At 69.3% G+C, this 12,708-nt stretch carries 9 protein-coding genes and 4 pseudogenes; 5 read left to right on the top strand and 8 right to left on the bottom strand.

Going from position 1 to position 12,708, the window contains the following annotated elements; translation table 11 throughout:
- Nucleotides 1-322 precede the first annotated feature (322 nt).
- Nucleotides 323-1,819: a sensor histidine kinase gene (locus tag ACZ45T_RS38610; protein ID WP_468449078.1), complete on the top strand. Its 1,497-nt coding sequence runs from the start codon at nt 323-325 to the stop codon at nt 1,817-1,819.
- Entirely contained in the window at nt 1,816-2,511 is a 696-nt protein-coding gene (locus tag ACZ45T_RS38615) for a response regulator (RefSeq protein ID WP_468449080.1), read from the top strand. Before ACZ45T_RS38610 ends, ACZ45T_RS38615 begins: the two co-directional genes overlap by 4 nt.
- Nucleotides 2,512-2,547: 36 nt before the next feature.
- Here ACZ45T_RS38615 and ACZ45T_RS38620 read toward each other — a convergent pair.
- Together ACZ45T_RS38620 and ACZ45T_RS38625 are read right to left on the bottom strand one after the other, a co-directional pair.
- Nucleotides 2,548-3,189 (bottom strand): annotated as a pseudogene (locus ACZ45T_RS38620) (phosphatase PAP2 family protein); the annotation flags it as partial.
- A 350-nt stretch (nt 3,190-3,539) separates the two neighbouring features.
- Complete coding sequence (locus tag ACZ45T_RS38625) at nt 3,540-4,139, bottom strand: hypothetical protein (protein WP_468449082.1); 600 nt, start codon at nt 4,137-4,139, stop codon at nt 3,540-3,542.
- 604 nt (nt 4,140-4,743) lie between these two features.
- Between ACZ45T_RS38625 and ACZ45T_RS38630 the strand changes: the two genes are divergently transcribed.
- Nucleotides 4,744-5,028 carry a chaplin gene (locus tag ACZ45T_RS38630; RefSeq protein WP_468449084.1) on the top strand — a complete coding sequence of 95 codons (285 nt, stop codon included), beginning with the start codon at nt 4,744-4,746 and terminating at the stop codon, nt 5,026-5,028.
- A 374-nt stretch (nt 5,029-5,402) separates the two neighbouring features.
- Here the strand turns inward: ACZ45T_RS38630 and ACZ45T_RS38635 are convergent, their stop codons facing one another.
- Complete coding sequence (locus tag ACZ45T_RS38635) at nt 5,403-5,912, bottom strand: MerR family transcriptional regulator (RefSeq protein WP_468449086.1); 510 nt, start codon at nt 5,910-5,912, stop codon at nt 5,403-5,405.
- Between the two features lie 94 nt (nt 5,913-6,006).
- Here ACZ45T_RS38635 and ACZ45T_RS38640 point away from each other — a divergent pair, with 94 nt between their 5' ends.
- Nucleotides 6,007-6,834 carry an oxidoreductase gene (locus ACZ45T_RS38640; RefSeq protein ID WP_468449088.1) on the top strand — a complete coding sequence of 276 codons (828 nt, stop codon included), beginning with the start codon at nt 6,007-6,009 and terminating at the stop codon, nt 6,832-6,834.
- A gap of 531 nt (nt 6,835-7,365) precedes the next feature.
- Nucleotides 7,366-7,914: pseudogene (locus tag ACZ45T_RS38645) on the top strand (transposase); the annotation flags it as partial.
- A gap of 197 nt (nt 7,915-8,111) precedes the next feature.
- Here ACZ45T_RS38645 and ACZ45T_RS38650 read toward each other — a convergent pair.
- From ACZ45T_RS38650 to ACZ45T_RS38670, 5 genes and pseudogenes are all read right to left on the bottom strand, one after another.
- A pseudogene (locus ACZ45T_RS38650) lies at nt 8,112-8,664 on the bottom strand (hypothetical protein).
- Between the two features lie 111 nt (nt 8,665-8,775).
- Nucleotides 8,776-9,503 (bottom strand): annotated as a pseudogene (bla, locus tag ACZ45T_RS38655) (class A beta-lactamase).
- Between the two features lie 802 nt (nt 9,504-10,305).
- Nucleotides 10,306-11,697, bottom strand: coding sequence for an MFS transporter (locus tag ACZ45T_RS38660; protein ID WP_468449090.1), 1,392 nt, complete (start codon nt 11,695-11,697; stop codon nt 10,306-10,308).
- Between the two features lie 247 nt (nt 11,698-11,944).
- Nucleotides 11,945-12,313, bottom strand: a complete 369-nt coding sequence (locus ACZ45T_RS38665) for a hypothetical protein (RefSeq protein WP_468449092.1) — start codon at nt 12,311-12,313, stop codon at nt 11,945-11,947.
- Nucleotides 12,310-12,561, bottom strand: a complete 252-nt coding sequence (locus ACZ45T_RS38670) for a hypothetical protein (RefSeq protein ID WP_468449094.1) — start codon at nt 12,559-12,561, stop codon at nt 12,310-12,312. Before ACZ45T_RS38670 ends, ACZ45T_RS38665 begins: the two co-directional genes overlap by 4 nt.
- Nucleotides 12,562-12,708: the final 147 nt, after the last annotated feature.

Here is a 12,708-nt window from a genome sequence, read left to right on the forward strand (position 1 = left end):
GTTGGAACAGCTCCCACAACTCATCCGGCACCAGCCGCTCAACAATCCCCGCCACGACCGACAGCCTACCCAATCATCCAAATGAGATGGCTTCTTAGGATGCAACTCCCACCTCGCCGCCCTCGAAATGAGCCTGCCTGCTGTGCCGAGACACGTTAGATGTCACCTGGACACGTTTGTTGTCACCGTGTGACTGATTCCCAATCACGGTTGTCAGGAAGTCCTTGATCCGGCCTGCTCGGCAAGGGCATTAGATCCCGGGCCCGCGGTAGTGGACTTTCGGCAGTGCCGCGGGGCGGCGGAGTTCCGTAGGGTCGCGTCCGTGAGAACAGTGATCATCGCCCGGGTGCCGGCACCGGTGCTGTCCGCAGGCCTCTTCACCGGGGCGATGGCGGCCGTTGGCACAGGTGTCGCCACTCTGTGGTGGGGCATACCCGCGGCGGTCTGCGCCTTCCTCGCGGGCTGGCAGCCGGGGCGGAACCGGAGCACGGGGGCGGCCTTGGTCGGAGTGCTCGCGGCCGCCGTGGTGGCTGTGCTCCTGGTGCCGGCGTGGCTGGGCTGGGCGAGCCAGTTCGTGGGGTTGCTGCTCGTGGCGGCGATGCTGCCGTGGTTCGCGGGTCGGTTCCTGCGCCAGTACCGCGAACTGGTCCGGGCCGGATGGGAGCGGGCCGCGCGGCTGGAGCGGGAGCAGCATCTGGTCGCCGAACAGGCCCGGTTGCGCGAGCGGACCCGGATCGCGCAGGACATGCATGACCTCCTCGGCCACGACCTGAGCCTCATCGCGCTGTCCGCGGGGGCACTGAAGCTGGCCCCTGGTCTGTCTGAGGACCACCGGGCCACCGCCCGGGACATCCGCGCCAGGGCGGGAGCCGCCGTCGACCGGCTCGGCGAGGTGATCGGTGTCCTGCGCGAGCCGTCGGATCTGGCTCCGGGGTCCGAGCCCGGCGCCGGGCTCACCGAACTCGAGAGCGTGGTGGACCGGGCTGCCGCGGCGGGGCTTGACGTCCGGCTGCGTGTAGACGGCGAAGCGGCGGCCGACGACGCGCTGCTGGTCATCGAGCGGGCCGTGCAGCGCGTCGTCCAGGAGGCGCTGACGAACGTTGCCAAGCACGCGCCCGGGCACCGGGCCAACGTCGTCGTCCGGCACGCGGAAGGACGGACCGAGGTCAGTGTGACGAACGAGCCAGTGCCCAGCGCGTCTACGGCCCACCATGACCGCGCCGCCCGTACCTCACCAGAGTCCCGGGTCTCGGCACCCGGCGACGGCCACCGCTTTGGGCTCATCGGCCTGGACGAACGCGTGCGACTGGCCGGTGGCACCTTCACATCGGGCCCCGAGGGCGGCGGGTTCGCCGTCCGGGCCACGCTCCCGCACCGTCCCGGGGCCGTGCCCCCGCCACGCCGCGCCGAGCCCGGCGATCCAGGTGACGTACTACCTCCTGAGCGCCGCAGTGCCCGTCGCCGACTGGGCCGTACCGCCGCCGCGGCCGTCCTGGTGCCGCTGTGCACCTCCGCGTCTCTCATCGGCGGGGTACGGGCGTGGGACACCATGACGGCACGGCAGTCGGTACTCGCCCCGCAGGACTACGCCCGGCTGCACGTCGGCCAGCCACGCGCGGACATGGCGCGGTATCTGCCCGAGCGCCAGACCACGCGCCGCCCGGCCGCGCCCACGCCCGCACCGCAGGATGCGGCCTGCGAGTTCTACGTACAGACCGCCGACCCGTTCGACGACCGCTCGGGGGACATCTACCGTCTCTGCTTCCGGGCCGGACGCCTGGTCTCCACCGACAACTACACCGGGAAGGACGTCCGATGATCCGGATCCTGATCGCCGACGACGAGCCCATGATCCGCGCAGGGGTCCGCGCAGTCCTTGCCACCGACCCCGGCATCACCGTCGTCGCCGAGGCAGCCGATGGCCACCAGGCGGTGGAACTCGTACAGCGCCACCGCCCGCAGGTGGCCGTTCTCGACATCCGGATGCCCGGAACCGGCGGCATCGAAGCCGCCGCCGAGATACGAAGGACCGTCCCCGAAACGGGGGTTGTGATGCTGACGACCTTTGGCGAGGACGAGTACATCCTGCGCGCCCTGAGCGAAGGCGCCACCGGCTTCCTGATCAAGTCCGGCGAGCCGGAGGAACTGATCGCCGGTGTCCGGGCAGTTGCCGACGGCGCCGCCTATCTGTCACCGAAGGTCACGGCCCGCGTCGTCGCGCATCTCGCCTTTGGCGGTGCAGGAGCCCAAGCCAACCGCCGTTCCGCGGCCCGCGCCCGCGTCGAGGCCCTGACCGCGCGGGAGCGGGAGGTGCTCGGCTTCCTCGGCAGCGGGTTCTCCAACGGGCAGATCGCGCGCCGCCTGCGCCTGGCGGAGGGGACGGTGAAGGCCCACGTCAGCTCGGTCCTCGCCCGCCTCGGCGTCGACAACCGGGCCGCGGCGGCCGTGGTCGCGCACGAGGCCGGCGTGGTCCCGGTGCCGTCCGACCGGCTGCCGTACGTGGACAGCTGACACCGCCCGCAGGGCAATCGGCCGTACGAGGAGCCACACGGTCACCACGGCCGTCGCGCCGAGCGCCGCGCCCGCCAGGACGTCGTGCGGATAGTGCACCCCGACAAGCACCCGCAACAGGGCGGCCACCACGGCCACCGGCAAGGCCAGGGCCGCGAGCCGAGGCCGTATCAAGACCACACCGACGGCCAGCGCGACGGCCAGGGTGGCGTGGTTGCTGGGGAACGACCAGTCGCCCGGCGCGGGACACGGCGCGAGGACCGCGGCCCCTGGCAGGGCCCGGCACGGACGTTCCTCGTCGACGAGGAGTTTGACCGCCTCACTGAGTCCATAGGCGACGACGGTCCCGGCGGCGGCCACGGCCACCCCGGCCAGCCCCGCCGCATCCCTGCGGCGCAGGGCGCGCCAGCCGACCCAAGCCAACAGCAGGCCCAGGAACAGCACAGTGCCCTCACTCGCCGCTTCCAGGACGGTCTCAGCCCACGGCGGCCCGTCCGCCACGCTCCCGGTCAGCGCCCGGTAGGCCCGCACCGAGAAGCCCGCAGTGACGTGCACCGGCTCGTTCGTCCCCAGCACACCGCCGGGCGCCAGCCAGACCACGGCCGCTGCACCTACCCCGGCCGACGCGACCGCCATCGGTAGCCGTCGACCCCATCCATATCGCTTGATCGAATCCATGCTGCCGACGGTAGGAACACCGCAGGCGGGGCACCCTGGCCGAATGACAGCCCGCTACCCCGACGATCGTCAGGGTTGACCGGTACAGGCTGAAGGGACGGGACTAGCCTCGGAGATCCATAGGCCCTCACGAAGACGTGGCTGTAGCTCGCCTCCTCGCCCGTCGGAGGCGAGCCGCGTAGATGTCGGCAAGCTGCTGGCTGGGAACGCTGCCGTCCCATACGACGAACGCGCCTCCGTCGAGAAGCGCCGCTCTGGCGGGTTCGCAGGCCCTGGTCTGGCCTCCCAGCATCCCGGCGAGTTCTGCCGGGTCCATCTGTCGCCCCTTCGCCTGCTGTCTCACTGTCCGCTCAGTCGTCAGAGTGGAGCTCAGGTCGGGTCCAGAGGGTGAGGTCGCTGCTGGTGGCGACCGCCAGGGTCAGGCCGGAGGGAGAGAACCCGGCCGCACGGAGTTCCGAGTACTCGGAGTGGAAGACGTGCCACCACGTCCCTCCCGCCGGGCCTTCGTGCGGGGGCCCACCGTCGGCGGAGAGGATGACGCGGTCGTGGGGCCACTCGGGGCTGACGACGTCCAGGGTCCAGCCGTCTGGTGTGGTGCTGTGCAGCCCGCCGCCGAAGAGCCCGGCGATGCGCACCGGCGTGCCCTCGATCGGGCCGAGCCCGGGGCAGGTGAGCTCCGGCGACGCGTCCGGAGTGCTGGTGTCGGGGTCTGGGTCCCGGTCGCGGGCGACCTTCTCGCCGGTGACCGCGTCGAAGAGTCCATGGCCGCCGTCGTTGGACACGACCATGACGAGGTCGTGCCCGCTGTCGGGATGGACGGCGAAGCCAATGCCGAGCAGACCCCCGATGGGGGTCCTGTGGTCCAGCACCGGCTGCCACGGCTCCGGGGCCGGCATGACGGTGGCGGCGATGTAGCGCTCGCGCAGCTTCTGCTGGTACTCCGTGATCAACTCGTCTCCTTGGGGCTGTCTGTGTCGAGGGTCAAGACCACAAACGATCTCAAGGTGACAAGAACGATGCACCTTCGGTGACAGCGATCCTGCTCACGCCGCCTCGGAGGGCAGGATCAGGGCAGCTGTCTGGGTAACAAGTTCCGTGCTCAGGCACACACCAATGGGGCCCTCTGGAAGCCGCCGTGTACGAGGGGAGGGGGCGCGCTTCGGCCGGCGCGGCATCTCCCCGGGAGACCGCTGTCCGGACCTACCTCCGCTTCTGCCGCGCGGCCACGCGAGCCGCGAGCGTCGGCCAGACGCTGGAGTCCTCGCTCGGGTCTGGCTCAGCGGGCCTTGGGGGCCGTTCCAGGTTGCCGGCTCGGGCCAGTCGCAGGGTTCCTCGGCCGCCCCTCAGCACACTTGGGCGGCTCCTTCGCAACGTCGCCGAGGTGCTGCTGTACGCGGGCCCCGCCCGGGGAAGGCTGCCCTGCCGGCGGGACTGAGGAGGTAGCCGGAGGTCACCGCTTCGGCCTAATCCCCGTAACCGGCCACTTGCTCGTGCTGTTGGAGGGGAACCCATGCCGTAATCCCTGCGGCATGCCCCCTCCTCTAGGAGATTTCGATGTCGCGTATCGCAAAGGCCGTAGCTGTTACCGCCGCAGCCGCTGCCGTCCTCGCCGGCAGCGCCGGCATGGCCGCCGCGGATGCCACTGCCGAGGGCGCTGCCATCGGCTCCCCCGGTGTCCTGTCCGGCAACGTCCTCCAGGTACCCGTCCACGTCCCGATCAACGTCTGCGGCAACACCGTCAACGTCATCGGCCTCCTCAACCCCGCCTTCGGCAACACCTGCATCAACAACGGCGGTGGCAAGGACCACCACCACAAGGCCGACCACCACGGCGAGTGACCGAGCGCCGCAGGGCTGACCTGCGAGCAGCCCCCACAGTGTGAACCAGCAGATCACGCCATCCTCTGAACCAGCCGTAGGGCACACGCCCTGAGCGGTCTGGCCTCCCCCCACCTCCAGGGAGGCCAGACCGCCGCCGCGGCTCCACAGCGCCGGCAATGCCCTCGGTGCGTGCTTGCGCTCCTGGGCATCTGCGGCGCCGCCCTCAGCGCGTACGACGGTTCCCGAAAACGGGAACGTCCGCCTCCTGCATTCCGTCACCGCACCGCAGGCATGAGCACATCGGAACTGCGTCAACGTGAGCGCGCGAGGGCATCACCACTTCGTGATCAATCAAGTGCCGTCACCTGATGAAGTAGCCGCCGCACAGACTCCTAAGTGGCTGTTGCTCTACCGATCTTGATGGGCGTGAGTTCGAGGCCGCCGAATCGGTCGGGTGATCTCCTGGCTAGCTGAGCATGGGGTTCTGAGCATTGCTCGGTATCCGGGTGGGATGGGTTCCAAAGTCGGTCGGCTTCGCCGCGGGCGACATGGTCCTCGTAGATCCGCACCTTGTGCCGCATCACGTCCAGGGTCCCCTGCAGCTCCCGGATCTGCGCCTCCACGTGGTTTTGGTGTCGGCGCAGCAGCTCAAGCCGCTCGAGTTCGTTGCCCGGGCCCTGGCGGACCAGCTCGATGTACTGCCGGATCACCGCCAGGGACATGCCGGAGGAACGCAGCTTTGTGCAGATCGCCAGCCACTCCAGATCTTCCTCGTGATAGATCCGGCGGCCGTTGGACAGGCGGCGTACCGGGTTGGCGAACAGGCCCTCCCGCTCGTAAAACCGCAACGCGTGCACGCTCAGCCCACTGCGCTGCGCCACCTCACCGATGCTCAGGTCCATGAGTGCCCTCCCTCACACAGCTGTTGATCTAGACCCGACTCTAGGGTCTAGCGTCGAGCCGTCGGCCCATCGGGCCATCAGAACAGGGGAGAACATGAGTATCTGGTTTATCACCGGGGCATCGCGGGGGCTCGGCGCGGCGATCACCCGTGAGGCGCTGGACCGAGGGCACAGAGTGATCGCTGCGGCGAGGGACGTATCGGCAGTGCTCAAGGCGTACCCGCACAAGCCGGATGAACTGTTGGCGGTGAACGCGGACGTGACCGAACCGGAGCAGCTGACGGCAGCTGTGGAGGCCGGGCTGGCCCGGTTCGGCCGGATCGACATCGTGGCCAACAACGCCGGTTACGGCCTCGTCGGCGCAATCGAGGAGACCTCAGACAAGGCTGCTCGGGCACTGTTCGACGTCAACGTGTTCGGCGTGCTCAACACGTTGCGGGCGACCCTGCCGACCTTGCGGGCTCAGCGATCCGGGCATGTCCTGAACATCGGCTCCGTGGGCGGTTTCGCCACCGCACCAGCGACGGGCCTGTACGGCGCATCGAAATTCGCCCTCGAAGGCATCTCCGAAGCACTGCACGGCGAACTGGCCCCCCTCGGAGTCCGCGTCACGATCATCGAGCCGGGCGGCTTCCGCACGGACTTCCTGGGCAGCTCCAGCTTTCAAGTCGAGCCGGCCACCATCGCCGACTACACCGAGGGCGCGGGACCGGTGCGCGAAGCGCTGGCCTACTACGACGGCCGCCAGCCGGGCGACCCGGTGAAGGCTGCCAAAGCCATCGTCGGCGTCACCGAGACTGCCGAGCCTCCGCTGCGCCTCCAGCTGGGCGCAGACGCGGTCGAGCGCGTCGAGGCGAAACTGGATCTGGTACGGCGTGAACTCGACCAATGGCGCCACGTAGCACTCTCCACATCCATCTGACAGACGAGCGGGCGCCCCCACAGCCGCCCGCTCGACGGCGAAGCCCAGCCGTCTGCGCGCCCGCCGCTTCCCCCGGCACCAGCTCCAGATCAGCGTCGTCCAGGAAGAAGTACCACTCCGGCTCCGCCCGCGACGGCGCTCCGTTGAACGCCCCGGCCTGGCCGCCTGCTCATCCGTCAGGAACTCGACCACCACCACAACTGTCCGAAGGTGGACAACAACCCGCGAAGACTCTGGGCAGCGATCACCCCGGGTCAACGCACCAGCGAACCCGGCGAGGGTCTTGAGGGCTGTCGGTCGAGCGGGAGCCTCGATCGGGTGACTGTGGCGGGTGCCGTGCATGAAAGCAGGGCCTCTTGGTCGCTCGAAGGGTGTCGAAGCCAACGAGCGGCCCAGGAGGCCCTGTTGTCGCATTTGTACGCCGTCGGCGAGGCAGGGCCCAGCTCGGCCACTCTCGCGGGTGACTGTCTGGCTCACCGGTTCGGGAACGCCGACGACCACGGGGTGCGTGAGCGCCACTACCCGACGGACATGTCGGACGCGGAGTGGGCAGTGGTGAGGCCGCAGCTGCCGGTGCCAGGCTGGCTGCGGGGCCGGGGCGGGCAGCCGGAGGCATACTGCCACCGCGCGATGCTCGATACGATCCGCTACCTGGTCGACAACGGCACGAAGTGGCGGGCCGTGCCGGCCGACTTCCCGCCGCGGGACCGCGTCTACGCCTTCTTCCGCCGCTGGCGCGACCACGGTTGGTTCGGGAGTTCCACGACCGGCTCCGCCGCCGGGTCCGCGAGCAGGGCCGGGCGGGATCCGGAGCCGAGCGCGGGCTTGATCGACTCCCAGTCGGTCAAGGCCGACGCCGTCGTCGGCGCCGACAGCCGCGGCTTCGACGGCGGCACGCGTGTCAACGGCCGCAAGCGGCACGTCGTGGTCGACACGCTCGGCCTGCTGGTCGCGGTGATGGTCACCGCGGCGGATGTCGGCGACCGTGCTGCCGCCCAGGTCTTGCTCACCCAGGTCGCGGCCGCGCACCACCTGCTGGCCCTGGTCTGGGCCGACGGCGGCTACACCGGCAGCCTCGTCGAGTACAGCCTGGCCGCCCTCGCCCTGGTCCTCGCGATCGTCAAGCGCTGCGACGACGCGCGGCTTCGTCGTGCTGCCGAAGAGGTGGATCGTGGAGCGGTTCTTCGCCCACCTGATGCGAAGCCGCCGCCTGGTGCGCGACTTCGAGCGATCCACCAGCAGCGCCGAGGCGATGGTCTACTGGTCGATGACGCAGCTCATGACGCGCCGCCTTGTCCGGGCACGGCCTTCGCGAGCGTGAACCGCCCCGCTGCCGGCTCGGCGAGCCAGCCTCGGGCCACCAGGCGCTTCGCCTTCGACCGCAGCGCCTCCACCTTCCCGGGCACCGGGTCCAGGCCGAAGCAGGCGGCCATCTCCTCGCACGTCAGCGGACCTTGACCGAGTCGGTTCCGGTCCGCGAGAGCCTGCAGGATGCGCTGGTACTCCACCGACAGTGCCGACCAGGCCAGCCCCGCGCGCCACATCGGCACCACCGATTTCGGCTTCGCCGCCTCCGAGGGCCCGGGCGACGCCGGTGGTTCACTGTGATCCGGCAAGTCCTCGGCCGCATCGGGACCGGCGGCGTCGCCGTCACCCGGGGCCAGCACCTCGCCGACGCGTGAGCGGGCGATGACCCACTCGTTCCACTCCCGCTCGGCCACGGCCAGCTCGGCCTGGATACGGTCAGCCTCCTCCCGCAACTCGTCCACACGACGGCGAGCGGTGAGCGGTGAGCTCACGCTGTTCCAACAGCCCCACGACCGACGGCATCCCCGACCTCCACCAGAGCGACGACACAACACGTCACCACTCCCCGAGACCGCCAACCCTATGCTTGACCAGCGGAAACGCAGCCCTCAAGCCCGGAAAGACAACAGCCACTCAGACGAGTTCCGCCGCCAGCAATGCGGCGGTCTTGGCCACCAGCGGGTGGTCGGCTGGTGCATCTTCCTCGTGCTTGGTCGTCAGGACGGCCATCACGATCGGTGCGCCATCCGGCGGCCAGGTGATTCCCGCGTCATTGTTGCCCCCGTACCTCCCGCCGCCGGTCTTGTCGGCGAGAATCCAGTCGGCGGGGAGGCCGGCGCGAAATCTGTCGCCGCTGGTGGTGTTGGCGAGCAACCAGCCGGTGAGCCGTTCCCGGTCCTGGGGTGTGAGCGCATCACCGGCGTGAGGCGCGCATAGGTCCGGCCGATGGCGCGGGGGGTGGTGGTGTCGGTCACGAACCATGGCTCTGCCGAGTTGAGTTCGGGCTCCCATCGATCGAGCCGGGTCCTCCCGTCGCCGATCGAGCGGCAGAAGCGGGTGATGGCGGTCGGTCCCCCCAGCTCGCGGAGCAGCAGGTTTCCTGCGGTGTTATCGCTGTAGCAGATTGCTGCGTCACACAGTTGGGCGACGGTCATGCCGCTTTCGAGGTTCTCGGCTTTGCCAGTGCGCGGGGAGTACCCCGACTTCTCTACGTACTCTGCGGTGTACCGGATGCGCTTGGCCAGGGACTCGCCGTCGTGGTCGAGGTCACGCAGCACGGCCGCGGCGGCGATCGTCTTGAACAGTGAGCACATCGGGAAGCGTTCGTCCGCGCGGTAGGCCACCATCCTGCCTGTGCGCATGTTGCGGGCGAACACACCCAGGCGTGCGGAATGCTGCTGCTCGAGCTCCCTCAGCCGAGAGGTGATGCCGTCCCCAGCAGGTAAGGCGTGTGCCGTTCCGCCGAGGGGCAGGGCGGCGGAGAGTGCCGCGCCGGCGCCGAGAGCGAGTGCGATGCGGCGGGATGGGCGTGGTCCTGTGGTGCGCAAGGCGTTCCCCTTCTGAGGCGGTCATGACGTACGTCAACACACGTGGCAGCCGGGCTGGATTCGCTGCGGATACGACACCTGGTACGCGGCGCCCGTCTACATGGCTTCCTGCCACCCTCGCGCGCCTCGTACACGAATGCAATGAGTACCCGTACGCAGAGACCCCGCAGGAACGATGTCGCCGGTCGGATGATGCCGGGCACCGGAATGGCAGCGGCACGGAGGATGTGATCGGTGGGAAGTGGGCGCGGACGAGGCCGACGACGACCCGGGTTCCGCCGGGCGCCAGGTGCTGGCGGAAAAGGGTGAGAGTGCCGCGTACTGCCCTGCGCGGACAGCGAGGAGGCGGGCCAGGTCTCCCACTGCCGGTTCCCACGTCCAGGGCGCTGCCGAAGCGTCCGGGGAGCTGCCGCAGGATCCAGTGGCGATAGTGGGCGTTGTGGTCCCAAGGGTGGGACGCATGGAGCCGGTCGAGTGCTCGAAAGACCCGAGGCAGCAGTGGTGTCATGACGTGGGTCCATCAGGTCCTCGGGCGGGTCAGCGACACCACCTCCGACGATCTTCTCTGAGCACCAGCAGCACGACGGCCGGACGGTGCAACGCCTGAGGGACGTTGTCAGCAGCGGCGGGTCTGGTACGGGACGGGGGCGGGTGGCGGGTCGGGGGGTGTTGGGCAGCGGCTCAAGGCGACGAGGAAGGTCAGCGCGATTCCGCCGGCCACGATGAAGAGCGTGGTGCTGATCCCGTCGGCGGTGGCGATTCGAAGCTGTTCACCCGTGAGGCCATCGAGGCCGGCAGTTGCTACCAGGACGAGGAGGGCGAGGCCGACGGCTGCGCCCGCGCCTGAGCCGGTGGAGGCGATGCCGGAGGCGATGCCTTGTTGTCGGTCGGAGATTCCGGTGGCGGCGGCGATGAACATGGCGGTGAAGACCACCCCGTCGCCGATGCTGAGCACCACGAGGCCGGGGATGAGTTCGGTGTATGTGCCGTCGGGCGAGATCGCGAGGCCGAGTGCGACCGCACCGAGCGCACCGACGGCGAGGGCCGCCGCCAGCGTGCGCCTGAGACCGAACCGCGTCACGAACTGGCCTGCGGTCGTCGAGCCGGCCACCACCACTGCCGTAGGGATGAGGAAGCCGGTGCCGGTCTGCAAGGCGTCGTAGCCCAGAATCTCCTGGAAGTAGATGGACAGGAAGTAGAGCACGGAGCCGAAGGTCGCCATGAACATGAAGGCGATGACGACGCCGGTGATCACGTTGGGGTTGGAGAGCAGCCGGGGCGGCATGAGCGGGTCGGAGCTGCGCCGCTCGATGACGACGAAGGCTCCGATCAGCAGCAGACCCGCTGCTGCGCTCACGAGGATGCCGGGCGAAAGCCAGCCCGATCCGGGGCCCTGCACGAGGGCGAACACGATGAGTGTGACACCGAGAGAGATGCTGAGCGCACCGGGCAGGTCGAACTTGCGTCCTCTTTCGCGTTGACCGTCCCGGGGGATCACTACGAAGGCGAGCAGCAGCGCAGGGCAGGCCAGGGCGACGTTGACGAAGAAGACCGCTTCCCAGCCGAACGCCTGCGTCAGAAGGCCGCCGAGCAGCACACCGATGACGAGTCCTGCCGCGCCTGACCCTCCCCAGATCCCCAATGCACGGTTGCGCGCTCGGCCTTCGATGAAGGTGGTGTTGATGAGTGCCAGGGTGGTGGGGAAGACGAGGGCGCCGCCAAGACCTTGGACTGCGCGGGCGGCGAGCAGCGTTCCGGGGCCTGTCGCGAGTCCTCCCACGAATGCCGCTCCGGCATAGAGCGCGAGACCGACGGTCAGGATACGTCGCTGTCCGAGCAGGTCCGCGGCACGCCCGCCGAACAGGAGGAAGCCGGCCGAGGCTACCGCGTAGGCACTGATGACCGACTGGAGCGTCTGCGCGGAATAGCCGAGGTCGCGTGCGATGTCGGGAAGTGCCACGACCACGATGTACTGGTCGAGCGAGACGATCAGCATGGCGAAGGACAAGAGCGCCAGCATCGCCGTCTCACGGTTCCAACCGAGGCCGCCTGGCGCAGACGAAATCTCTACGGGCCCCACGGCAGCACTCCTGATGATCGGTCACGTCTGAGCTTGCGGCCTGCCGGGAAATCCGTCTGGCATGGGTGGGTGGGCGGGCCCGCCGAGAAGACGGTTTCCAAGACCCTACACATCACGCCCTCGGCAAACCGGTCAACGACCCACGCTCGTCGAGGGTTGCCAGGGAGTAGCTCGCCTACACACTCGGCTCACCATGAGCCGCAGCCTCGACGACCGAGCCCAGCGGTGGCAAGGCGGTTCTGTCGGCGGCCAGTGCGTACCGGCGGATCGTCGGCCCGAGGTAGCCGCCTACGTGGTCCGCACCAAGGAGCTGGTGGACGGCCTCGTTCAGGAAGCCGCCCTTCGGGAAGCCGCCGCCGTTGACGGGGGTCCGGCCGTGGACTCCGTGGTCCGCCGCCAGGTCGGCTTGCGGGACGAGCGCTACGCCGCACTGGATGACCTCCATAGCGCACTGGTCGACTCCGCGGGTGTGCTGCCGGACTGGGCGCAGGAGTTCATGCGGGGTGAAGCCCAGGACTTGAACATGGCCCGCGAAGTGGCTCACCAGTGCCGTGATGGCCTACCACCGAGGGCGCGCCCATGTCGGCGCACCTGGTCGTTCCAAGCGGCGGTGGCCCGGGCGCCTTGAGCGCGTGGCGGGCGCGCGCTCCACTGAGGCGAGAAGCGGTCGGTCAGTGCCCCCATCGTCAGGACGGTGCCGCCCAGGACGAGGGCGTAGCCGTCGACGATCCACTGGATGTGGGCCGCCCAGTGCCGGAGGCCGCCCCTTGCCGGCGTGCGTGTCGCGCTCATGGCCGGGGTGCGTATCGCGCAGCGGCGCGAAGGTCTTTCCCGAGCCGGTCGGCTAGGGCCTGTGTGATGTCGTGATCATTCGGCGGTCTTGATCAGGTCGTCGATCCAGATCATTGCGGCGCGGAGGTGGAGGCCGGCGAGGTAGCT

Source organism: Streptomyces sp. NPDC030995, assembly GCF_055571215.1.